This window comes from Acidovorax sp. DW039, from assembly GCF_037101375.1.
Lineage (GTDB): Bacteria > Pseudomonadota > Gammaproteobacteria > Burkholderiales > Burkholderiaceae_C > Acidovorax.
On the sequence record NZ_AP029019.1, the window covers coordinates 1,467,810 to 1,490,480 of the forward strand.

At 63.3% G+C, this 22,671-nt stretch carries 22 protein-coding genes and 2 tRNA genes; 15 read left to right on the forward strand and 9 right to left on the reverse strand.

Going from position 1 to position 22,671, the window contains the following annotated elements; translation table 11 throughout:
- The first annotated feature begins 15 nt into the window (after positions 1-15).
- The 4 genes from hrcA (at position 16) to greB (ending at position 2,030) form a co-directional block, all read left to right on the forward strand.
- Complete coding sequence (hrcA, locus tag AACH87_RS06675; protein WP_338797993.1) at positions 16-1,020, forward strand: heat-inducible transcriptional repressor HrcA; 1,005 nt, start codon at positions 16-18, stop codon at positions 1,018-1,020.
- A 39-nt stretch (positions 1,021-1,059) separates the two neighbouring features.
- A tRNA-Ile gene (locus AACH87_RS06680) sits at positions 1,060-1,136 on the forward strand.
- 178 nt (positions 1,137-1,314) lie between these two features.
- Positions 1,315-1,391 (forward strand) — tRNA-Arg (locus tag AACH87_RS06685).
- A 78-nt stretch (positions 1,392-1,469) separates the two neighbouring features.
- Positions 1,470-2,030 carry a transcription elongation factor GreB gene (gene greB, locus AACH87_RS06690; protein ID WP_338797994.1) on the forward strand — a complete coding sequence of 187 codons (561 nt, stop codon included), beginning with the start codon at positions 1,470-1,472 and terminating at the stop codon, positions 2,028-2,030.
- Positions 2,031-2,093: 63 nt separating this feature from the next.
- Here the strand turns inward: greB and AACH87_RS06695 are convergent, their stop codons facing one another.
- The 4 genes from AACH87_RS06695 to AACH87_RS06710 form a co-directional block, all read right to left on the reverse strand.
- Positions 2,094-4,370, reverse strand: coding sequence for a bifunctional (p)ppGpp synthetase/guanosine-3',5'-bis(diphosphate) 3'-pyrophosphohydrolase (locus AACH87_RS06695; protein WP_338797995.1), 2,277 nt, complete (start codon positions 4,368-4,370; stop codon positions 2,094-2,096).
- Between the two features lie 95 nt (positions 4,371-4,465).
- Positions 4,466-4,669, reverse strand: coding sequence for a DNA-directed RNA polymerase subunit omega (rpoZ, locus tag AACH87_RS06700; RefSeq protein ID WP_005794722.1), 204 nt, complete (start codon positions 4,667-4,669; stop codon positions 4,466-4,468).
- A 19-nt stretch (positions 4,670-4,688) separates the two neighbouring features.
- Positions 4,689-5,309 carry a guanylate kinase gene (gmk, locus tag AACH87_RS06705; protein WP_338797997.1) on the reverse strand — a complete coding sequence of 207 codons (621 nt, stop codon included), beginning with the start codon at positions 5,307-5,309 and terminating at the stop codon, positions 4,689-4,691.
- A gap of 36 nt (positions 5,310-5,345) precedes the next feature.
- Positions 5,346-6,263, reverse strand: coding sequence for a YicC/YloC family endoribonuclease (locus tag AACH87_RS06710; protein WP_338797998.1), 918 nt, complete (start codon positions 6,261-6,263; stop codon positions 5,346-5,348).
- Between the two features lie 75 nt (positions 6,264-6,338).
- Here AACH87_RS06710 and AACH87_RS06715 point away from each other — a divergent pair, with 75 nt between their 5' ends.
- The 5 genes from AACH87_RS06715 to hemW all read left to right on the forward strand — a co-directional run bounded on the left by AACH87_RS06715 (position 6,339) and on the right by hemW (position 11,142).
- A complete protein-coding gene (locus AACH87_RS06715) occupies positions 6,339-7,355 on the forward strand; it encodes a serine/threonine-protein kinase (RefSeq protein ID WP_338797999.1) in 1,017 nt (338 codons plus the stop codon).
- A gap of 95 nt (positions 7,356-7,450) precedes the next feature.
- Positions 7,451-8,353, forward strand: a complete 903-nt coding sequence (locus tag AACH87_RS06720) for a PP2C family serine/threonine-protein phosphatase (protein ID WP_338798000.1) — start codon at positions 7,451-7,453, stop codon at positions 8,351-8,353.
- Positions 8,354-8,452: 99 nt separating this feature from the next.
- Positions 8,453-9,181 (forward strand): ribonuclease PH, encoded by a 729-nt coding sequence (rph, locus tag AACH87_RS06725; RefSeq protein ID WP_338798002.1) that lies wholly within the window; start codon positions 8,453-8,455, stop codon positions 9,179-9,181.
- A 77-nt stretch (positions 9,182-9,258) separates the two neighbouring features.
- The gene (gene rdgB / locus AACH87_RS06730) at positions 9,259-9,858 is read left to right on the forward strand and encodes an RdgB/HAM1 family non-canonical purine NTP pyrophosphatase (protein WP_338798003.1); all 600 of its coding nucleotides are present in this window, start codon (positions 9,259-9,261) and stop codon (positions 9,856-9,858) included.
- A 36-nt stretch (positions 9,859-9,894) separates the two neighbouring features.
- Positions 9,895-11,142: a radical SAM family heme chaperone HemW gene (hemW, locus tag AACH87_RS06735; RefSeq protein ID WP_338798004.1), complete on the forward strand. Its 1,248-nt coding sequence runs from the start codon at positions 9,895-9,897 to the stop codon at positions 11,140-11,142.
- 90 nt (positions 11,143-11,232) lie between these two features.
- Here hemW and AACH87_RS06740 read toward each other — a convergent pair whose 3' ends face one another.
- Positions 11,233-11,583: an I78 family peptidase inhibitor gene (locus AACH87_RS06740; RefSeq protein ID WP_338798005.1), complete on the reverse strand. Its 351-nt coding sequence runs from the start codon at positions 11,581-11,583 to the stop codon at positions 11,233-11,235.
- 268 nt (positions 11,584-11,851) lie between these two features.
- On the opposite strand from AACH87_RS06740, the gene AACH87_RS06745 reads away from it, so the two are divergent.
- The 3 genes from AACH87_RS06745 to AACH87_RS06755 all read left to right on the forward strand — a co-directional run bounded on the left by AACH87_RS06745 (position 11,852) and on the right by AACH87_RS06755 (position 15,812).
- Positions 11,852-13,852, forward strand: coding sequence for a bifunctional 2',3'-cyclic-nucleotide 2'-phosphodiesterase/3'-nucleotidase (locus AACH87_RS06745; RefSeq protein WP_338798868.1), 2,001 nt, complete (start codon positions 11,852-11,854; stop codon positions 13,850-13,852).
- 231 nt (positions 13,853-14,083) lie between these two features.
- Positions 14,084-14,677: a LemA family protein gene (locus tag AACH87_RS06750; protein WP_338798006.1), complete on the forward strand. Its 594-nt coding sequence runs from the start codon at positions 14,084-14,086 to the stop codon at positions 14,675-14,677.
- 31 nt (positions 14,678-14,708) lie between these two features.
- On the forward strand, positions 14,709-15,812 hold the full coding sequence (locus tag AACH87_RS06755) for a M48 family metalloprotease (protein ID WP_338798007.1): 1,104 nt from the start codon (positions 14,709-14,711) through the stop codon (positions 15,810-15,812).
- Positions 15,813-15,901: 89 nt separating this feature from the next.
- On the opposite strand, the gene AACH87_RS06760 is transcribed toward AACH87_RS06755, so the two are convergent.
- The 3 genes from AACH87_RS06760 to radC form a co-directional block, all read right to left on the reverse strand.
- Complete coding sequence (locus tag AACH87_RS06760; protein WP_338798870.1) at positions 15,902-16,603, reverse strand: Smr/MutS family protein; 702 nt, start codon at positions 16,601-16,603, stop codon at positions 15,902-15,904.
- 341 nt (positions 16,604-16,944) lie between these two features.
- Positions 16,945-18,309, reverse strand: coding sequence for an esterase-like activity of phytase family protein (locus AACH87_RS06765; protein ID WP_338798008.1), 1,365 nt, complete (start codon positions 18,307-18,309; stop codon positions 16,945-16,947).
- On the reverse strand, positions 18,309-19,022 hold the full coding sequence (gene radC, locus AACH87_RS06770; protein ID WP_338798009.1) for a DNA repair protein RadC: 714 nt from the start codon (positions 19,020-19,022) through the stop codon (positions 18,309-18,311). The genes AACH87_RS06765 and radC overlap by 1 nt, the downstream gene beginning before the upstream one ends.
- 100 nt (positions 19,023-19,122) lie before the next feature.
- On the opposite strand from radC, the gene AACH87_RS06775 reads away from it, so the two are divergent.
- Both AACH87_RS06775 and ispH read left to right on the forward strand, forming a co-directional pair.
- Positions 19,123-19,587, forward strand: coding sequence for an FKBP-type peptidyl-prolyl cis-trans isomerase (locus tag AACH87_RS06775; RefSeq protein ID WP_338798010.1), 465 nt, complete (start codon positions 19,123-19,125; stop codon positions 19,585-19,587).
- Positions 19,587-20,582: a 4-hydroxy-3-methylbut-2-enyl diphosphate reductase gene (gene ispH / locus AACH87_RS06780; RefSeq protein ID WP_338798011.1), complete on the forward strand. Its 996-nt coding sequence runs from the start codon at positions 19,587-19,589 to the stop codon at positions 20,580-20,582. The genes AACH87_RS06775 and ispH overlap by 1 nt, the downstream gene beginning before the upstream one ends.
- 228 nt (positions 20,583-20,810) lie before the next feature.
- On the opposite strand, the gene AACH87_RS06785 is transcribed toward ispH, so the two are convergent.
- Entirely contained in the window at positions 20,811-21,515 is a 705-nt protein-coding gene (locus AACH87_RS06785; RefSeq protein ID WP_338798012.1) for a CBS domain-containing protein, read from the reverse strand.
- 204 nt (positions 21,516-21,719) lie between these two features.
- On the opposite strand from AACH87_RS06785, the gene AACH87_RS06790 reads away from it, so the two are divergent.
- A complete protein-coding gene (locus tag AACH87_RS06790; protein WP_338798013.1) occupies positions 21,720-22,661 on the forward strand; it encodes a threonine/serine dehydratase in 942 nt (313 codons plus the stop codon).
- The last annotated feature ends 10 nt before the right edge of the window (positions 22,662-22,671 follow it).

Sequence of the window (22,671 nt, forward strand, 5' to 3'; positions counted from 1 at the left end):
CATTAAAATCAAACCATGCTCGATGACCGTGCCAAGTTGTTGCTCAAAGCGCTGGTCGAGCGCTACATAGCCGATGGGCAGCCCGTGGGATCCCGTACGCTGTCCCGGGCTTCTGGGCTTGACCTGTCGCCTGCCACTATCCGCAACGTCATGGCGGATTTGGAAGAGTTGGGTTTGATCGCCAGCCCTCACACCTCCGCGGGAAGGATCCCGACCGCCCGAGGTTATCGCCTGTTCGTGGACACTATGCTCACCGTTCAGCGTGACAGCCTGGACACTCCCCAACTCGCACCAGAGCAGCCGCAAAAGGTAATTGCTAACGCAGCCCATCTGCTGTCCAACCTGTCCCAATTTGTTGGGGTGGTGATGGCACCGCGAAGAACGTCGGTCTTTAGGCATATCGAATTTTTGCGCCTTTCCGAGCGACGCTTTCTGGTGATCATCGTGTCTCCTGATGGAGATGTTCAGAATCGCGTCATCTTCACTGATGCGGACTACTCTCAGTCTCAATTGATCGAGGCGGCCAACTTCCTCAATGCCCATTACGCAGGGCTTGCCATGGAGCAGGTACGTGAGAGACTCAGGTCAGAGGTGGATCAACTGCGTGGTGAGATTGCAGCGCTGATGCAAGCTGCCGTGACTGTCAGCTCAGAAGTGCTTTCGCAGGCCCAGGAGGAGGTCGTGATCTCAGGTGAGCGAAACCTTCTCTCGGTGAGCGACTTTTCAAGCGACATGGGAAACCTTCGTCGGGCGTTTGATCTCTTTGAGCAGAAGACGCAGATACTGCGCCTTTTGGACATCTCAAGCCAAGCAGAGGGTGTCCGCATTTATATCGGTGGCGAGAGTCAGGTCGTCCCGTTCGAGGAGTTGTCTGTTGTCAGTGCTCCCTATGAGGTGGATGGCCAGGTGGTCGGCACCTTGGGTGTGATTGGCCCCACCCGGATGCCCTACGACAAAATGATCCAGATTGTGGACATCACCTCCAAGCTGGTTTCCAACGCGCTCAGTCACCGCAAATAACGCCGTACAATGGCGCGCTTCCGCGAAAGCGGAGCTCTGGGGGCGTTAGCTCAGTTGGTTAGAGCAGAGGACTCATAATCCTTTGGTCGCGGGTTCAAGTCCCTCACGCCCTACCAGATGTCTTGCAGTGGTGCTTTTTTCGAGAAAAGCTTCGGTTTTTGGAAAAACTGTCCCTCAAACTGCATTACAATCTATGTATGCGATGAAGTTGATGCTGCGAAGCGAAGCAAGTAGCAAAAACAAGTTGCATAAATTTTTAAGAAGTTAAAAATTTATGCTATAATTCAAAGCTTAGCGGCTGTAGCTCAGCTGGATAGAGTACTTGGCTACGAACCAAGGGGTCGTGGGTTCGATTCCTGCCAGCCGCACCAATGTTTAAAGCCTGCAACTGAAAAGTTGCAGGCTTTTTCATTTGTCTTTTCGCTTGATCTTTTCGGAGACCCACGCGCATGAGCAAAGCTTTCACCAAGGAAACTGACACGGACGACGGCGACGAGGTGGCGCTTCCCCCGCTGCCTGCGGGAGGAAAAAACTATATGACTCCTGCGGGGTATGCCCGCTTGAAGTCAGAGTTGCTGGCTTTAATTGATGAAGAACGTCCCAAAGTGGTGGAGGCAGTCCACTGGGCTGCCAGCAATGGTGACCGTTCGGAGAATGGTGACTATCTGTACGGCAAAAAGCGCTTGCGTGAGATTGATCGGCGCATTCGCTTTTTGACCAAGCGCCTGGAGATTGCAGAAGTGGTCGATCCTGCACTGCACTTTGGAAGCGAGCAGGTGTTCTTCGGTGCCACTGTCACCTATGCTGATGACGAGGGCGTTCAGCGTACCATCACCATCATGGGAATCGACGAAGCTGATAGCCACGCAGGACAGGTCAGCTGGATATCTCCCGTGGCGCGTGCCTTGCTCAAGGCGCGTATTGGGGACGAAGTGCCGCTACCGACCCCAGGTGGAGTGCGCTCACTCGAGGTAGTGGATGTCAGCTACCCGGCGCCCGAGCGCAAATAGGCAATATTGGAACAGCCCGCGCTTCCTCGAAATAAACGAGGAAGCGCTCAGCGCTCAGCGGTTCTAACCGTTCTGCGGGGTGATTCTTGCGGCACGGATGACTGCCTGCGTACGGCGCAGGTTGCGGAGCGCTGATTCCAGATGGGCCTGGTCGCGTACTGCCACAATGAATCGCAGATCTATGGTGTCCAAAGCCCCTTCGTCGTCCATGTCCACATGGGTGATGTCCGCTTCCGAGTGGGCCAGTTCCTGAGCGATGCGCGCGAGCACGCCCTTGCCATTCGACACGGTGACGACCACTCCGGTCTCAAACATGCGTGTGGGTTCATCGGCCCAGTCCACCGCAATGAATCTTTCGCTGTCTTTGTGTTGCAGGCGTTTGGCGACACCGCAGTGGGCGTTGTGCACCACCAGGCCCTCGCCGCGGCCCAGGTAGCCCACAATCTGGTCTCCAGGTACTGGGCGGCAACAAGGCGCGTACTGTACGGATGCGTTCTCGCTGCCGTCCAGTGTTACTGCGCCTTGAGACAAATTCTCATGCGATGTGTAGCGTTCGCGGGTCAGCAGTAGGGCGTCGGGTCGGTGGCCATGCTCTCCCAGAAGCACTACCAGACGCTTGGCCACGATACTGGCTATCCGCTTGCCCAGTCCCAGGTCAGCCATCAGTTCGCCGCGGCTGCGATTGCCGGTGAAGCGCAAGAGCTTTTCCCACAGGGCGTGGTTTTCCTCCTCGTCTGGTGGCAACTGCTCCAGGCCCTCGGCCCGGATGGCCTGGGTCAGCAGCTTTTCCCCCAGCCCTTCAGACTCGGTGTGTGCCAGGGTCTTGAGGTAGTGGCGGATTTTGGAGCGGGCTCTGCCAGTGCGCACAAAACCAAGCCAGGCAGGGTTCGGTGTAGATACGGGGGCTGTGATGATCTCCACCACATCGCCGTTCTTGAGCTCTGTGCGCAAGGGCACCAGTTCGTTGTTGATCTTCGCTGCTGTCGTGCGGTCACCCACATTGCTGTGAATGGCATAAGCGAAATCTACCACCGTGGCTCCGCGTGGCAGTGCCATGATCTGGCTCTTGGGTGTGAACACGTAAACGGCATCGGGAAACAGATCCACCTTGACGTGGTCCCAGAACTCGGCTGCATCCCGTGTTTCGTTCTGTATGTCGAGCAGAGACTGCAACCACTTGGTGCCCAGTCTCTCCGCAGCGGTGCCGTCCGCATCCTGCGCCTTGTAGAGCCAGTGTGCCGCCACTCCAGCCTCCGCAACGATGTGCATTTCATCGGTGCGCATCTGGAATTCAATGTTGATACCGGATGGGCCCACCAAGGTGGTGTGCAACGACTGGTAGCCGTTGAGCTTGGCAATCGCGATATGGTCCTTGAACTTTCCAGGAACGGGCTTGTACATCTGGTGCAGCACCCCCAAGGCGGTGTAGCAGTCCGTCACCGTAGGCACAATCACCCGGAAACCATAGATGTCTGTCACCTGGGCAAAGCTCAGGTGCTTGAGGTCCATCTTTTGATAGATGGCGTACAGGGTTTTTTCACGACCGGCTAGGCGTACCTTCATGCCGATGCGGCTGAATGCGGCGTCCACCTCTGTCTGAACGCGCTGGATAAGATCACGGCGACGGTTGCGTGCCTTGTTGACCGCCTTGGCCAGCGTGGCATAGCGCCAGGGGTGGAGGTGCCGGAAGGCGAGATCCTGCAATTCGCGATAAGTCTGGTTCAGGCCCAACCTGTGTGCAATCGGTGCATAGATTTCCAGGGTTTCCGACGAAATGCGTCCCCACTTGCTGCGCGGCATGTCCGACAGGGTACGCATGTTGTGCGTACGGTCGGCCAGCTTGATCAGGATCACCCGCACATCGCGGGCCATGGCCAACAGCATCTTGCGAAAGGACTCGGCCTGGTTTTCCTCGCGGGTGTTGAACTGGAGTTTGTCCAGTTTGGTCAGCCCATCGACCAACTCCGCCACGGGTGCTCCGAAGCGATCAATCAAATCTGCCTTGGTGACACCGCAGTCTTCCATGGCATCGTGCAAAAGCGCTGCCATCAAAGCCTGCGCGTCCAGCTTCCAGCTGGCACACTGCGCTGCCACTGCAATGGGGTGCGTGATGTAGGGTTCGCCGCTGTTGCGGAGCTGCCCCAGGTGCGCTTCGTCCGCGAATTTGTAGGCTTGCCGTACCTGTTCGATGCTGGCTGCGTCCAGATAGTCGAGGTTTTCTGTCAGCGCAGCAAAGCTGGCCGCAGCTGCATTGGCTGCTGCGGCGTGAGGGCTGGCGGGGGACTGGCTTTCGCCAGGTCGGGTCTGCGTTGCAGAAGGTGAATTGAGCACCGCGTTCATGCCTCAAATGTAGCGCGGTAGCGCGCAGGACGGCAGACAAGCAAAAAAAAGCACCGCAAAGCGGTGCTTTTGGGTGGCCAGGGGCCTGATAAAAATCAACCAGGAACCTTTTTCAGCATTTCCAGGCCAACCTTGCCTTCGGCGATCTCGCGCAGTGCGGTCACGGCAGGTTTGTTGCGGCTCTCGATGCGGGGGGCATGGCCTTGGCTCAGCATGCGAGCACGGTACGTGGCGGCCAACACGAGCTGGAAACGGTTGGGGATCTTTTCCAGACAGTCTTCTACAGTGATGCGTGCCATCGTAATTACTCCGGGGAATTCAGGTGATGTTGAGCGACTTGAAGGTGTCAGCGCGGGCGCGGCGCTGGGCCAGGTACTTGAGTCGCTGGGCGTGAACGACAGCCTTCAGGTCAAAAAGGGCTCGTTCAAACAATTCGTTGATTATAACGAAGTCGAATTTGTGAACCTGCTCCATCTCGGTGGCGGCGTTCTTCAGGCGCAGTTCAATGGTCTCAGGCGAGTCTTCACCCCGGCGTTCCAGACGCGAGCGCAGTTCTTCCCAGCTGGGCGGCAGGATGAAAACCAATACGGCATTGGCAAATGCCTGCTTGACCTGCAATGCGCCCTGAAAATCAATTTCCAGGATGACGTCAGCGCCTTGTGCAATGCGTTCTTCGATGGCTTTTTTGGACGTGCCGTACCGGTTGCCGTGCACGTGAGCCCATTCCACAAACGCGTCGGCCTCCACCATGGCGTCGAACTCTGCCTGAGAGGCGAAGAAGTACTCGCGCCCATGCTTTTCCTGCCCGCGAGGGGGGCGGGTGGTGTGGGAGATGGACGGGCTGACGTGGGAGTCCAGCTCCAGCAGAGCCTTGACAAGGCTGGACTTGCCTGCTCCGCTGGGGGCAGCCACTACGAAGAGATTTCCGGGATATTCCATGACTGGATTGCGCAAGGCGCTATCAAAAAATGAGTGTTACTCGATATTTTGCACTTGTTCGCGCATCTGCTCGATCAGCACCTTCATGTCTACGCTGATGCGTGTGAGGTCGAGCGCGGCGGATTTGGAGCCCAGCGTGTTGGCTTCGCGGTGCAATTCCTGAATGAGGAAATCGAGTCGCTTGCCCACCTCCCCACCTTTTTTCAGGAGCCGCTCGATTTCATCCAGGTGAGATTCAAGACGGGTGATCTCTTCCGCCACATCGATGCGGATGGCAAACGCTGTGGCCTCGGTCAGGGCCCGGTCGCGTGCAGCTTCGGGCAGGGTGGCTCCGTCGGTGAGCGCCATGGCCTCTTTCCAGCGCTCCATGAACCGCTGACGTTGCTGTTCCACCAGTTGGGGAACGAGAGGGACGGCCTGCTGGGCGAGGCTGCGGAGCTGTTTGACCCGGTCAAGCACCATGGCCGCCAAGCGCTTGCCCTCGCGCTCACGGGCTGCGATGAGCGCTGTGAGAGCCTCTTCAGCCAGCGCTGGCACAGCCTCGCTCCAGTCCTCGGTGCCTGAATTGGCATTGGCGCACAGGCGCAAGGCATCGGCCACGCTCAAGGGTGTTGCGTTGGGCAGCCATGCCTTGACGGAGTCCTGCAGCGAGTTCAGGCGCTGCAACAGGCGTGCGGGTGGGTCTTGCAGGGCATTGCCGTCCTCGTTTTCGATGGCCGCTCGCACTTCCACCTTGCCGCGTTTGAGCTTGGCCGTCAGCAGGCTGCGCAGTGCAGGCTCCAGAGAGCGAAGGTCATCGGGCAGGCGGAAAGAGAGGTCCAGAAAGCGGCTGTTGACCGACCGGATCTCCAGCCCCAGCCTGCGGTTTTGGGTGGCGCGGCCCTCGGTTTCAGCGCCGCCGGCAGACCCGCCGTGCTGTGCGCTGGCGTATCCGGTCATGCTGTAAACTGGCATTGGACTTTTTGATGGTTGCTTGCGATCCGGCGATTATCCGGGTTCCGCCTTACCCCCGAGTCATCTTCGCAAAATATGTCAAAAATCAAGCCGGCCCCTTTGCCGCCAGACACCATGCTGGGTGGATACCGCGTCATCCGCAGAGTCTCCTCCGGTGGTTTTGGCGTGGTGTACTTGGCGGTCGATACCGAGGGGCAGCAAGTCGCCATCAAGGAATACCTGCCTTCATCCCTTGCCACGCGCGCGCCCGGCGAGTTGCTGCCCAAGGTGGCTCCCGAAAAGCTGTCCCTCTACCGCCTCGGTCTCAAGAGCTTTTTTGAGGAAGGCCGCTCCCTCGCGCAGATTTCGCACGCTTCGGTGGTGAGCGTGCTCAATTTCTTCCGCGAAAACGAAACCGTCTACATGGTGATGAACTACCTGGAGGGTGCCACCCTGCAGGACTTCATCATCACCGCGCGCGACCTGAAAACGCAGAAGGTGTTCCGAGAGTCCACCATCCGCTCTTTGTTTGACGAAGTGCTGCGTGGGCTTCGCATCGTGCACCAGCACAAGATGCTGCACCTGGACATCAAACCCGCCAACATCTTCATCACAGACGACAACAAGGCGGTGATGATTGACTTTGGCGCGGCCCGAGAGGTGCTGAGCAAGGAAGGCAACTTCATCCGCCCCATGTACACCCCCGGCTTTGCCGCCCCCGAGATGTACCGACGCGACTCGCAGATGGGGCCATGGACCGACATCTACGCCATTGGTGCCTGCATTTATGCCTGCATGCAGGGCTTTCCTCCCAACGAGGCTCCGCAGCGTATTGAGAAAGACCGCCTTTCCCTGGCGCTGACCAAGCTGCGCGGGGTGTATTCAGACAACCTCATTGAAGTGGTGGAATGGTGCATGGCGCTGGACCCTTTGTCGCGTCCCCAGTCGGTGTTTGCCCTGCAAAAAGAGCTGAGCCGCGAAGGCGAGCGCCGCTACACCAAGCTCACGGTGGCCGAAAAAATGCGTCTGCAGTTGGACACGCTCGTGTCCGACACCAAGAAAAATGTGCAAAAGGTGGGCGAAGCCACCGGAATCGGGGTCAAGCCCAAATGAGCGCGCCGGGCGGTTGGCGCTGCGGCACACCTGGGCAGCGTATGAAGTGCTGCTGTCACGATGCCCTGGTGCATCCCTTACTTGCGTGAGTTCCTATGAAGTTTTCGGTATTCCAGATCAGCCGCCGCGGAGGCCGCGAAAAAAACGAAGACCGCATGGGCTACTGCTACACGCGGGAGTCCGGCCTGTTTGTGCTGGCCGACGGCATGGGGGGCCATCCTGAAGGGGAAGTGGCTGCGCAGATTGCGTTGCAGACCGTCTCGGCCCTGTTCCAAAAGCAGGCCAAGCCGCAGATTCAGGATGTGCAGGAGTTTCTGTCGGGCGCACTGCTGGCAGCCCACCACCAAATCCTGCGGTATGCCAGCGAGAAGGGCATGATCGACACGCCTCGCACCACCCTGGTGGCTGCTGTCATTCAGGGGGGCTCGGCGTCCTGGATTCACTGCGGGGATTCGCGCCTGTATATGGTGCGCGATGGCGAGCTGCTCACCCGCACGCGCGACCACTCGTACATGGAGTTGCGCAACGCTCCGCCCCCCGGGCTGGATCGCATCAACCGCAACGTACTCTTCACCTGCCTGGGCTCGCCCACCAAACCCATCTACGACATTACCGGCCCGGTGTACCTGGAGCAGGGCGATCGCATCCTGCTGTGCTCCGATGGCCTGTGGGGCACGCTCAGCGATGACCAGATTTCGAAGGAGCTGGCCCGCCAGCCGGTATCGCACGCAGTGCCTGAACTGGTGGAAGAGGCGCTGCGCAAGGCGGGCGACAGCAGCGACAACGTGACCGTGGTGGCCCTGGAATGGGAGACGCCCGATGCGTTCGAGTCCACCCAGGGCGTGTCCACCGACAGCATCAGCGACGATGTGTTTGCCTCCACCATCCAGGCGGGCCCGCTTGATGGCTTGGTGGATGACCTGGACGACGCCGCCATCGAGCGCTCCATCGCTGAAATCAACGAGGCCATTCGCCGCTCTGCCGCGCGCCGCGGCTGAAACAGTGGGCTTTACCCCTGGTGGAAACGGGCCCCTTGCGGGCCCGTCCGTTTTGAAAGCCCTTTTGAAACTCCTTATTGCGATGTGATCGCTGCTGACATGACCACCTTTCAACGTTCTGGCCAACGCGCCGCCGACCAGCTGCGCCCCGTGCGCATCACCCGCCACTACACCATGCACGCCGAGGGCTCGGTGCTCATCGAGTTTGGCAACACCAAGGTGCTGTGCACCGCGTCGGTGGAAGAGCGTGTGCCGCCCCACAAGCGCGGCAGTGGCGAAGGCTGGGTGACGGCCGAATACGGCATGCTGCCCCGCGCCACCCACACCCGCAGCGACCGCGAGGCCGCACGCGGCAAGCAAAACGGCCGCACGCAAGAGATCCAGCGCCTCATCGGCCGATCGCTGCGTGCAGTGTTTGACTTGAAGCTGCTGGGCGAGCGCACCATCCAGTTCGACTGCGACGTGATTCAGGCCGATGGCGGCACGCGCACCGCGGCTATCACTGGTGCCTGGGTGGCTGCGCAAGACGCGGTGAACACGCTGATTGCTGCGGGCAAGATCACCCAGTCGCCCCTGCGCGAGCCTGTGGCCGCCATCTCGGTGGGCATCGTGCAAGGCACACCGCTGCTGGACCTGGAATATGTGGAAGACGTGGATTGCGACACCGACATGAACGTGGTGATGACTGGCGCTGGCCATTATGTGGAAGTGCAGGGCACAGCCGAAGGCGTGGCCTTTACCCGCAAGGAAATGGACCAACTGCTGGCACTGGCCGAAAAAGGCATTGCCGAGCTGATCCAGTTGCAGCAGCAGGCGCTGGCCGCTTGATTGGATTGCTCTTTAATTTGCTATTTATTTAATAGCTGCTTGCGCTTGATGAATAAGCGCTAGAGCCTGATTTGACTATGAAACTCGTATTGGCATCCAACAACCAAGGCAAGCTTGCCGAGCTGCAGGCCATGTTTGCCCCGCTGGGCGTGGAACTGGTGCGCCAGGGTGACCTGGGCGTGGGTGAGGCCGAAGAACCCTTTCGCACTTTTGTTGAGAACGCGCTGACCAAGGCCCGCTTTGCTTCGCAACACACCGGCTTGCCTGCGCTGGCCGACGATGCGGGCATGTGCGTGGATGCCTTTGGCGGCCTGCCGGGCGTCGATACGGCCTACTACTGCACCCAGTTTGGCTACGAAAAAAGTGACGCCAACAACGTGCGTGTGCTGCTGGAGCAACTGCAGGGCGTTGCCAACCGCCGAGCCGCCATGGTCAGCACCCTGGTGGCCGTGCGCAGCCCGCAAGACCCCGAGCCGCTGATCGCTGTGGGCCGCGTGGTGGGCGAGATCACCACCGAGCCGCGCGGCAGCAATGGCTTTGGGTTCGACCCTGTCATGTTCATCCCCGAATTTGGCAAGACCTTTGCCGAACTGCCCGTGGAAGTGAAGAACGCCAACAGCCACCGTGGCCGTTCTGCCGCGCAAATGCTGGCCCTGATGCGCGAGCGCTGGTTTTGAGTTCTGATTTGAGCGTTGAGTGCTGAGAGCCCGCCTGTGACCCATATCCCGATTGCCCCGCACACCGACGACGCGCCCGCCGTGGTGCGCGACATCCAGCACTACATGCGTCCCGGCCTGTTGCAACTTACAGCCCTGCCGCCTTTATCGCTGTATGTGCACCTGCCCTGGTGCCTGAAGAAGTGCCCGTACTGCGACTTCAACTCGCACGAAGCGCGCGGTGGCAACGGGGCAGGCGAGGTGCCCGAGCAGCGCTACATCGACGCGCTCATGGCCGACCTGGAAGCTGCGCTACCGTTGATCTGGGGCCGCTCGGTGCACAGCATCTTCATCGGTGGCGGCACGCCCAGCCTGTTCGCACCGCAGGCGATCGATCGGCTGATCAGCGACATCCGCGCCCGCCTGCGGCTGGAGGCCGACTGCGAGATCACCATGGAGGCCAACCCCGGCACGTTTGAGAAGGACCGCTTCCGCGCCTACCGCAGCGCGGGGGTCACGCGCCTGTCCATCGGGGTGCAGAGCTTCAACGACACGCACCTCAAGGCCCTGGGCCGCGTGCATGATCGCGCCCAGGCCCTGGCGGCGGTGGAGGAGGCTGCCAGCGCATTCGACACCTTCAACCTCGACATCATGTACGCCCTGCCAGGCCAGACCCTGGCGCAGATGGAGCAGGACATGCAGCAGGCGCTGCAACTGGCACCGCCGCACATCTCCATCTACCACCTCACCATCGAGCCCAACACCTACTTCGCCAAGTTCCCGCCCGCCATCCCTGAGGACGATCTGGCCTACGCCATGCTTGACCGCATCACCGAGATGACGCAGGCCGCGGGGCTGGCGCGGTATGAAGTGTCCGCCTACGCCCGCGCCGGACACCAGTGCTTTCACAACACCAACTACTGGCAGTTTGGCGACTACCTGGGCATTGGGGCTGGCGCGCACAGCAAGCTCAGCTTTGCCCACCGCGTGGTGCGGCAGGTGCGCTTTCGCGACCCGGTCCGGTACATGGACAACGCCCTGGCAGGCCACGCCGTGGCGCAGGACGACGATGTGCGCCGGGCTGACCTGCCGTTTGAGTACATGCTCAACGCACTGCGCCTGCGCGCCGGGTTTGCGTTGCCTGAGTTCACCGAACGCACGGGCCTGCCCATCAGCGCCATCGCCAAGGGGCTGGAAGAAGCAGAGCGCAAGGGCCTGATCGTGCGCGACGGCGTGCAGGTGCGCCCCACCGAGCGGGGCTTTGACTTTTTAAGCGACTTGCAGGAATTGTTTCTGGCGGAGTGATCCCGTCAGGCTGTCCCCACAAGGGCATTCAAGGGCAGGGCATTGCACCCGTTTGCCCAGCGTTGCCCCGTTGGGCTTGCTCTGACAGAGTCAGCCGCAGCGCACCGCAGTGACGCGCCCGGCATCGTCCACCAGCAGGTTCAGGCGCTGGGCGTCGTATTCCTTGGTCACCATCTGGCCGGGCCGCAGGATGCGGGCCATGCGGGAGCCTGACTGCACGCGCGCGGCTTCCACCACGCTGCCTGTGCCATCGCGGCCCACAAACGACTGCGCGGGCCCTGCGTTGCACTGGGCTGCGCTGGCCTCTGCCTGCGCTCCCGTAGCCGCGCCAGCAGGGGCGTTGCCGTAGCTGCCCGCGCCCATACCGGCGCAGCCGCCCAGCAGGCCTGCAGCCCCGGCCACCACCGTGTTTGCCGCCACCATCCAAAAACGGTTTTTCATTGCCACCTCCTTGGTTTTCAGGTGCCTGCACCTTACTGCAATCTGCGGTGGGCCGGTGTCAGCCAGTCACCCGTCTGCAGTCGGTGCGTGAGTGGATCGCCGCATACAGCGCGTGGCACGCGGTGCCCGTCACAGCCCTGTCAAACAGTCTTTACAAACTCTTTACTTTCCAACCATGGGTTTTCCAATGTTGACAGAGACTTTTGAGTACCGCCGAGCACACGCTGGCGTGGCAGGACAACTGACGCGCCGCACTGCGGCACTGGGCATGGTGGCGCTGGCTGCCTCGCTGACCGCTTGCGGCGGCAGCGATGGGGGTGACAGCCCCAGCAATGCGGGGGCCACCGCCACCCTGGCCGTGCTGGAAACGACCGACCTGCACTTCAACGTGCGCAGCTACGACTACTTCAAGCTGGCCGAGGACAAGAGCTACGGCTTTGAGCGCACCGCCACGCTGGTGCGCGCAGCGCGCAAGGAATTTGCCAACACCCTGCTGGTGGACAACGGCGACACCATCCAGGGCACCGCGCTGGCCGACTACGAAGCCACCATCAGCCCCATCCCCTGCACGCAGCAGCTGTCCATGTACAAGGCCATGGGCGCACTGGGCTTTGATGCGGGCACGCTGGGCAACCACGAGTTCAACTACGGCCTGCCCTTCCTGAACCAGGTGCTGGGCGGCGGGCTGGACGTGGATGGTGTCGATCCCACCAAGAAATGCGCGGGCGCGGGCTACCCCACCGTGCTGGCCAACGTGTACAGCAGCAAGACCAAGAAGCCGCTGGTGCAGCCCTACACCGTGCTGGAGCGCACGCTGGTGGCCAAGGGCACGGACGGCAAGGAAGTGAAGCTGCCCATCAAGATCGGCGTCATCGGCTTCACCACCCCCGGCATCATGAACTGGGACAAGCGCTACCTGGAAGGCAAGGTCTACACCGAAGGTGCAGTGGAGTCGGCCAACAAATACGTACCCGAGTTGCGCGCCAAGGGCGCTGACATCGTCGTGGCGCTGCTGCACGGCGGGCTTGATGGCTCTGCCTATTCCCCCACCATGGAGAACCCCGGTCTGCACCTGTCCAAGGTGGCGGGCATTGATGCGATGGTGATGGGCCACCAGCACGGCGTGTTCCCTGATACCGCGGCCACACCCAGCTTCAACCTGCCCGGCGTGGACCACAAGGCGGGCACGGTGAACGGTGTGCCCGCCGTCATGGCCAGCTCCTGGGGCAAGGCCCTGGGCGTGGTGCAGCTGGCGCTGCAGTGGGATGGCAGCAAGTGGGTGGTCAACAAGACCGCCAGCAAGAGCGAACTGCGCAACATCCAGAGCAAGAACGCCGCTGGCGCGACGGTGACCGTGGATGCCGACCCCGCCATCGCCCCACTGATCGAGACCCAGCACCAGGCTGCGATCCAGTACGTGAAGACGCCCATCGGAAAGACCGACTTCCGCATGAGCACGCTGTTTGCCGACGTGGGTGACCCCGGCGCGATCCAGATCGTGAACCAGGCCCAGCAGGCCTATGTGGCGGCCTACATCCAGGCCAACCTGCCCCAGTACAAGAGCCTGCCCGTGCTGTCGGTGAGCGCACCGTTCAAGAGCGGTTTCCAGGGCGGTGCCGACTACACCGACGTGGCCGTGGGCCCGCTGGCCATCAACAATGCGGCAGACCTGTACCTGTATCCCAACACCGTGTATGCGGTGAAGGTCAACGGTGCAGACATCAAGAACTGGCTCGAAGCCGCTGCCCAGCGCTTCAACCAGATCGATCCTGTCAAGACCACGGAGCAGCAGCTCATCAGCACCTTCCCCGGCTACAACTTCGACATGTTCACCACCGCCGATGTGCAGTATGAGATTGACGTGACCCAGCCCAAGGGCAGCCGCATCAAGAACCTGACCTATCTGGGCAAGGCCATCGACCCCGCACAGGAGTTTGTGATCGCCACCAACAACTACCGGGCCACCAGCGGCAAGAGCTTCATCGACAAGCTCGACGGCTCGGGCACCATCTGGGCCTCGCCTGATGCCAACCGCGATGTGGTGATCGACTTCATCCGCAAGAACCCGTCGGTCACCCGCACGGCCAACGGCGCTGCCAAGAGCTGGCGCTTTGCCAAGGCCACGGTGGCAGGTCCCGTGGTGTTCAGCTCCGGTGCCAATGCGCTGGCAGTGGCCCAGGCCGCAGGCCTGAGCAATGTGAGTTTGCTGGCCGCCGATGACGGCAGCGGCAAGGGCACATCCAAGTACGCGCTGGATCTGTCCAAGTAAGCGGTACTTTGGCACGCCAGCCCTTCTTCAGGGGCTGGCGTGCCGGGGTTCAGAAGCAAAGCCATTCTCGGTCAGGCCGTAGGGTGGCTTTTTCTTTTTGCTATGGGTTTTGTAGCTGCTTGCGCTTGTCGGGAAAGCGCTGGAGGCTTGTGGGAACCTGAGCTGGGTGCAGTGTCGAACCTTGCTTTTCCCGGTCGTTAAGATGCACCCATCAACAACAGGGAGGTCGCAATGTCAACAACCGCGTGGGTGGTGCTGGGTGTCGCTTTGGCTTTGGGTGTGTGGGCCGTGTCGGTCTACAACCGGCTTGCACAGTTGCGCAATCGCATTGCCAACGCCTTTGGGCAGATTGATGTGCAGCTCAAGCGCCGTTATGACCTGGTGCCCAATCTGGTGGAGGTGGCGCGCGGCTATCTGGCGCATGAGGCCGCTACGCTGGAAGCCGTCATCAAGGCGCGCGGGCAGGCGGTGGACGCCGCAGGCGCCGCCCGGGCCACACCGGCCAATGCCCAGGCGCTGGGCGCATTGGCTGCGGCAGAGGGGGTGCTGGGCACATCGCTGGGTCGCCTCATGGTGGTGGCCGAGGCTTATCCCGAATTGAAGGCGGATGCCACCATGCAATCGCTGTCTGAAGAATTGACCAGCACCGAAAACCGCCTGGGCTTTGCGCGCCAGGCCTACAACGACCAGGTGCTGGAATTCAACGACCGTGCTGCGCGTTTTCCGGATCTGATCGTGGCCCGTCTGCTGGGCTTTTCTGTGCAACCCATGCTGGAGTCCACGCGCAGCCAGGAAGAGCGCATGGCTCCGCAGGTGAAGTTCTGAACGTCCCCCAACTTGCGCAGGGGTACGCTGGATGAAATTCTGGGATCACCAGGCCGATGCACGCAGCGAGACGCGTCGGCTGTTGCTGGGCTTTGCCGTTGCCGTGGTGGTGCTGGTGGCTGCCGTACATGCAGCGCTGGCGCTGGCCTGGTGGCTGATGGCGATGGTGCTGCCGGTGCACTTGCCGCCGCCCGAGGGGTTTCTGGTGGCCAACGTGGGCTTGTCGCTCATGCTGGTGCTGGGCGGCTGGTGGCTGGAGACCTCCAACCTGCGTGCAGGTGGCGTCAAGCTGGCCAAGCGCATTGGCGCGCGGGAGCTGAGGCCTTCCCTGTCGCTGGCCGAGCAGCGGCTGTCCAACATCGTGGACGAGCTGTGCATTGCCGCCCACATGCCCCGCCCCCAGGTGATGGTGGTGCCGCGCACCGACGCCATCAATGCGTTTGCCGCAGGGTGGGATGAAAGCGATGCCGTCATTGCCGTCACCCAGGGCGCACTGGATTACCTCACGCGCGACGAGATGCAGGGCATGGTGGCGCACGAACTCAGCCATCTGCATGAGGGCGACACGCGGCTGAAGATGCAGCTGGCAGGCATGGTGTTCGGGCTGGAGCTGGTCCACAACTTTGGCGACACGGTGCGCGAACGGCCCGGGCTGGCCTGGTGGTTTGGCTCCGCCGTGAAGGTGGCGGGCTTTGCCGGATGGCTGACGGGGCGCATTCTCAAGGCTGCGGTGTCGCGCCAGCGCGAATACCTGGCCGATGCACGCGCTGTGCAGTGGACGCGCAGCCGCGACGGGCTGGGCGGTGTGCTGCGCAAGGTGATGACCCAGCGCGTGGCCGCCGCACCGGGCTACGAAGGGCCCAGCCATGGAGGGCTTCACCACCCCACGGTGCAGCACATGCTGCTGGTGGATGTGGAGGCGGTGGGCTTCATGGCGCGCTGGCTGCATACCCATCCCACGCTGGAGGAGCGGGTGCAGCGCCTCTATGGCCGACGCATGCTGCCGCTGCCGGTGGAAGTGGTCGCGGTGGAGCCCGAGGGTAACCCGCGCCAGGCAGGCAGTGCGGCGGAAGCCTCAGCCCAGCAAGGGCCCACCATCGCTTCGCTGGTGGACCCGTATGCACGCTTCATGTAGCTGCGCGCCAAAGGCGGTGGTTGCAGAAGTCTGAAATGCTATAAAAAAGAGAGCTGCCTGCGCTTGTTTCGTAAGCTATAGCGCAGCTTTTAAGCATGCTTTGCCAGTGCAGGCTGCAGCAGCACCAGCAGCGCACCTGCGCCGCCATCGATGGGGCGGGCCTGCACAAAGGCCAGCACTTCTTTCTTCTGCACCAGCCATCTTTGCACCCGCCCTTTGAGCACCGGGCTTTTGCCGGGGGAGCCCAGGCCTTTGCCGTGCACCACCCGCACGCAGCGCACGCCCAGCTTGTGGGCGGTGCGAATGAAATCGCCCAGCGCCTCGCGCGCCTCATCCACGCGCAGGCCGTGCAGGTCCAGGTGGCGCTGAATGCTCCAGTGGCCTGAGCGCAGGCGGCGCGTGATTTCCACGCCAATGCCGGGGCGGCGAAAGCTCAGCTGGTCGTCCGTGTCCAGCAGGCTGCTCACATCAAAGTCGTCGCTGATGGATTCCATCAGCACCCGCTCCTCGTCCAGCCAATGCTGCAGGGGCAGCGGTTCGGGTGGGTGGGTGGCCAGCGGGGCAAGGTTGCGGTCGGGCAGCGGCTGCACCGGGCCCACGCTGCGGGCAAACAGTTGCCGCTCCGCCTCCAGCCGGGCGGCGGCTGCGCGGCGGGCTTTTTCTTCAGCCTCTGCGCGTTCACGCTGCTCACGCAACTGCCGGGTGATGGCTCCCAGGTCTTGCAGCCCGGCCACCCTCACGCTGGCGCGACGGGGGGCGGGGGGCTGCTTGGCGGGGCGCGCGGCGTCCATCGGTGTGGACCGGGCTGGTGTGGCGGGGCGCGGCAGCGGTGCCTGCCACCCTGTGGCCGGGTTGCGGGCCGCACGGGCACTGGCGCTCAGTTGCGCACGCCGCTGTGCGCGGCTGGGTGGGGGGACGGGCGCGTCAGCGCCCTGCGGCTGCGCTGCTGTGGGTGCGGTGGGGTCAGTGGGTGAAGGCGTCACCGCGCGTGCCAGCGCAGCGGCCAGGGCTCCCGTCAACGCTCCAGTCAGCGCGCCGGTCAAGCCGTCTGCTGCCGGTTGGGCGGTGGATGCAGGCAGGCCCTTCAAGCTAATGGGCGGGGCAGGCGGGGCCGGTGGGGCAGGGGGGCGCGTCATGCAGGTTCTTTCACGGGCAAGGCAGCGCCGCAGGGGGAGGGCTGAGAGGTAGGGGATGAGGGGCCGCGCTCGCCGCCTGCCGCTGCGGGGTTCACGCCATCGTTTTCGCCAGAGGCAGGCACGGCCAGTGCCAGCCACTGGGTGCTTTGCGCGGGGTTGAAGTTGTCATCGCTCACCAGCACCAGCACGCGTTCGCCACTGGGCAGGGGCTCGGCCCAAGTCATGCCTTCCAGGTTGTCCACGGTGCCCAGGCCCAGGGTGGCAAAGTCCAGCAACAGTGATTTTTGCAGGGGCGTGTAGTTGCCCGGCTGTAGGGCGGGCAAGGTCAGCGTGTCGCTGCCCGTGCGCAGGTCCACCCGGTACAGGCGTGCGCCAAAGCCTGCGCCTGCGCTGTAGCTGCGCTCCAGCACCAGCAGGTGGTGGGGGCCATCGGCCAGGATTTCGCTCACGCCGTTGACTTCAGGGCCCCAGGGCAGGCGGCGTGCGTGGGGCACGGCGTCGGGCAGGTAGGCGCGTTGTTGCTGGGCCTGGCCTGTGGTGGCGTTCAGCGCGGTGATGCGCACCGGGCCGCCGGGGGCCTGCACGGTGGGGCGGGGGCCATCCTGGTGCCAGGCCATTTCCATCGCCAGCCAGGCGGTGCAGCCATCGGCAGAAAACGTCAGCCCTTCCAGACTTGCGTTGTTGCGCGGGCCGCTGCGCTGATGGGGGGGCGTGGCGGGCTGGCTGGGCTCAAAGGCCGGGGGCAGGGCCAAGGTACGGGCCCAGCGCCCATCGGGCAGGGCTTCGCGCAGGCGGGGGCCAATGCTGCGGCTGGGATCGCCCTCGCTGGTCCACCACAGGCTGTGGCCTGAGGGGTGCCAGCGCAGGGCCTCGGCGTCGGGCGTTTCAGGGCTTGTGTCGGGTGAATGGGTGCCACCTTGAGCACTCGCCCCGCCTCGTCGTGGCGCAGGGAACGGCTGGCCACCATCGCCCTGCAGCACCACCATGCCGGTAATTTGTGGCGATGAGGTGAGTGCGTTGGCGAGCGCCCAGCGTGCTGTGTACATGCGCACCGGGCCGAGGGTGGCGCGGTCGTCGCTGATCAGCCAGAACTGGCCGCTGCGGGCGTCATAGTCCACCCCCGAGATGCCGCCAAAGCGGCTGCCCAGTACGTCGGTGCCTGCAGGAATATGGGCCTGCGCCAGCAGGCGGATGCCATTGGCTTGCGGTGCATGGGGCGACGTCGAGGTGGTGGCCGCGGTGGATGGCTGCAAGGGCGCGGCGCAGCCGCTCAGCGTGAGCAAGCCCGCGACCAGCATGGCGCTGACGAGCCACCGGGCCGGGGTGGCTCTCTGCAGGCGCTGGATGCATGTCGCAGGCATCACAGCAGGCCGCTTTCCGCCATCGACAGGGCCTGGCCTGGCGCGACGATGACATGGTCCAGCACCCGCACGTCCACCAGGGCCAGCGTGGTTTTCAGCGTCTGGGTCAGGGCTTCGTCGGCGCGGCTGGGCTGCACGCTGCCGCTGGGGTGGTTGTGGGCCAGCACCACACCGGCGGCGTGGTGGTGCAGGGCGCGCAGCACCACTTCGCGGGGGTAGACGCTGGTTTGTGTCAGGGTGCCGCGAAACAGCTCTTCCATCGCCAGCAGGCGGTTTTGCGCATCCAGGAAGATGACGGCAAACACCTCGTGTCCCTTGGCCGCCAAATGCAGTTGCAGGTACTGCTTGACGGCATTGGGGGAACCGAACACCTCGCGCTCGCGCAGCTGCTGGGCCAGCGCCCGGCGGGCCAGCTCCAGCACGGCCACCAGCTCGGCCCGCTTGGCGGGCCCCAGGCCCTTGATGCGGGCCAGGTCGTCGGTGCTGGCGTGCAGCAGCCCGGCAATGCCGCCAAAGCCACCACCGAGCTGCCCGGTGGCCGCGTCGCGCACCGGGGGCTCCAGCAGCTCCTGCGCCATGTGCAACACACTTTTGCCCACGATGCCCGTGCGCAGCAAGATCGCCAGCAGCTCGGCATCGGCCAGGGCAGCGGGGCCACGGGCCAGCAGCTTTTCGCGGGGTTGGGCGTCGGTGGGCAGGTCTTTGATGGCCATGGCGCGGGTGGGTTGGGGCTGCAAAAGGCTGAAGGCAGGTGCACAGCCCGGTAGGGGTTTGCCCGGTTTTCTACAATCGCGGCAGTTTATCGAGACTCTCATGACCACTACAGCCGCCCCACTTCCCACCGTTCAGCCCGGGTCCTTCTTGACCCTGCACTACCGCCTTGCCGGCCCAGCGGGGGATGTGATCAACACGTTTGACGACAAACCCGCCACGCTTTCGCTGGGCACGGGCGAGTTGTCGCCTGCCATGGAAGAGCGCCTGCTGGGCCTGCCCGAGGGCACGCGCACCACGTTTGAGCTGCCTGCCGGTGCCGCCTTTGGCGAGCGCAACGCCGACATGCAGCAATGGGTGGCCCGCAAGCTGCTCGATCAGCTGGGTGACCCTGACGAAAAATACAACGTGGGCGATGTGGTGCAGTTCCCGACGCCCGATGGCCTGGGCAGCTACGCCGGGGCGGTGCAGCAGGTGCGGGAAGACGGTGCCGTGCTGTTTGACTTCAACCACCCGCTGGCAGGGCAGCCCGTCACGTTTGAAGTGCACCTGATTGGAATTCTGTGATGACGGGCCCTCAGGAAATTCTGCTGGCCGAGCCCCGCGGCTTTTGTGCGGGCGTGGACCGCGCCATCGAGATCGTGGAACGGGCGCTGCAAAAGTTTGGCGCACCCATCTACGTGCGGCATGAAATCGTGCACAACACCTATGTGGTCAATGACCTCAAGGCCAAGGGCGCGATCTTCATTGAAGAACTTTCGGAAGTGCCCCCCGGTGCCACGCTGGTCTTCAGTGCCCACGGCGTGAGCCGGGCCGTGCAGCAGGAGGCCGAGGCACGCGGCTTCAGCATTTTTGACGCCACCTGTCCCCTCGTCACCAAGGTACACGTCGAGGTGGCCAAGCTGGCCAAAGAGGGCTACGAGTTCATCATGATCGGCCACAAGGGCCACCCCGAGGTGGAGGGCACCATGGGCCAGCTGGACCATGGCATCCACCTGGTGGAAGACGTGGAAGACGTCGCCCGCGTGCAGCCCGGCCAGACCCAAAAACTGGCGGTGGTGACCCAGACCACGCTGAGCGTGGACGATGCGGCAGAGATCACCGCCGCTGTGCGCGCACGCTTCCCGCAAGTGCGCGAGCCCAAGCAGCAGGACATTTGCTACGCCACGCAAAACCGGCAAGACGCCGTGAAGATCCTCTCGCCGCAGGTGGATCTGGTCATTGTGGTGGGCAGTCCCACCAGCTCCAACAGCAACCGCCTGCGCGAACTGGCCGCCCGCCTGGGCACCCGGGCCTACATGGTGGACTCTGCCGCCGAGCTGCGGGCGGAGTGGTTTGAAGGCGTGACCCGCGTGGGCCTCACGGCCGGTGCCTCTGCCCCCGAGATTCTGGTGCGCGAGGTGATTGACCGCGTCAAGGCGCTGGGAGCGGTGTCCGTGCGCAGCATGGATGGCATCGAGGAAACCATCAAGTTCCCGCTGCCCAAGGGGCTCAAGATCGACGCAGCCACGGGGCTGGAGATCAGCCAGCGCATGCCCGAGACTGGACCGGCCGCGCATTGAGGGGCGCTATTGGTTTTGTAGCTGCTTGCGCTTGTAAATCAAGCGCTGCAGGCTGAAATGACTGATTGAATGGTTGCCTCAGGCCCACTGACCAGCCTGAGCCTGTGGTGGGGCCTTTGGCAGCAACGCCCTGGCTTCGACCTGCTCGGCCCAAACGGCGGGAGACGGCGACGGAGGCATGAGGCATGCCGCTCGTCTGGCGGCATCGTCGCTGGCTCTTCCATTGCATCAGGCTTGCGGCCCAGGGCCGCTCCACAAGTCCAGTGGCGGGTCTGCCGCCACGGCGCGCAAGATGTCGGTGCGCGAGATGAACCCGGCCAACACGCCCGCCTCATCGGTCACCGGCAAGCCCGGCAGACCCGTCGTCAGCAGCACCGAGGCGACTCTGCGCAATGCCGTATCGGCCGCCACGGTGGGCACGGGGCTCACCATCACTTCGGACACCGGGCGGCGTGCCAGCTCAATCGCCTCTTTCACCGCGCCGGGTTCGGGCAGAAGGTCCAGCGGTGCCATGTCGGCGCGCAGCAGCAGCCCAATCACGCGGCCCAGCGCGTCCACCACGGGGGCTTGCGCCACCTGGTGTTCCGCCAGGGTTTGCCAGGCGTCGTTCACCCGCAGGTCTGGGGGCACGCTCAGGGCACCGTGGCTCATCACATCGCGCACCCGGGTCAAGGGCTCGCGTGCACGCTTGGGGCCTTGCTGGGTCTGGGTGTAGGCACTCACGGCATCCTGCAGCCGCAGGTTCGCCACCCGGCCAGGGTGCGGCTGCTCGGCCGCTGGTGCCGCGGGGGCATGTTCTGCCGCGTCTGAAATCTCCAGGCTGCGCGTGCGAAGGGCCTGGGGGCGCAGCACGCGGCGCACTGCGGCAATCTTGTCCAGGTTTTCTGGCCCACCCTTGAAGATTTGCCCCGAAGGGCCGAACACAAAAAACATCGCGCATCCTCCTGCTGACATGCCATTGTGCTTGCTGCCTGCCGCCCGCTGTGTGCGGCGGATGTTTCGTTCAGGCGGTGTGCATGGCGTTGTATCTCTAAGCTATCGGCAGTTAATGGGCTGGTTGTAGATCAGACTGGGCCGTCAATGGCTGCCTGGCTTCTCTACACTCCCCACCTTTGCACGCTTCACGGAGTTTTTTGAATGATTGATCGAGCCGCCATCTCCCAGGCACGGCAGCGGCTGAGTGCGCTGCCCCAGTTTTTGCGCACCACCCCCTTGCTGCGCCTGCCGGGCAAGGCGCTGGGCGTGGAATGCCGCGAGGTGTGGCTCAAGCTGGAGCACCTGCAGGTGGGCGGCAGCTTCAAGGCCCGCGGCATGCTCTACCGTTTGCTGGCCAACACGGTACCTGCCAGCGGGGTCATCATTGCCTCGGGTGGGAATGCGGGCATTGCGGTGGCGGCGGCCGCGCAAGCCCTGGGTGTGCGTTGCGAGGTCTTTGTGCCCGAGGTGTCGCCTGAGGTCAAGCGCGCACGTCTGCGTGCGCTGGGGGCTGAGGTGGTTGTCACCGGAGCCGCTTATGCCCAGGCCTATGAGGCCTGTGTGGCCCGCCAGCAGGCCACCGGAGCCCTGCAGGCCCACGCCTACGACCAGCCTGAAGTGGTGGCCGGGGCGGGAACGCTGGCGCTGGAAATGGAAGAGCAGGCCGGTCATCTGCCCGACAGCCTGCTGGTGAGCGTGGGCGGCGGCGGCCTCATCGGTGGCGTGGCTGCGTGGGTGGATAGCCGCGCCAGGGTGATTGCGCTGGAGCCCGAAGGCGCACCCACACTGCATGCAGCACGCGCCGCCGGGCAGCCAGTGGATGTGTCGGTCGGCGGCATAGCGGCAGATTCGCTGGGAGCCAAGCGCATCGGAACCATTGGCTGGGAGGTGAGCCAACGCCATGTGCACGATGCGCTGCTGCTGAGTGACGACGCCATCCGCGCCGCGCAGCAGTGGCTGTGGCGCGAACTGAAACTGGCAGTGGAGCCCGCTGCCGCTTTGGGTTTGGCCGCCTTGCAAAGCGGTGCCTACCAGCCCCAGCCGCAGGAAACCGTGGGCCTGATCCTGTGCGGTGCCAATTTCGATCCCGCCAGTCTTGTCTGAGAGCGGCCCG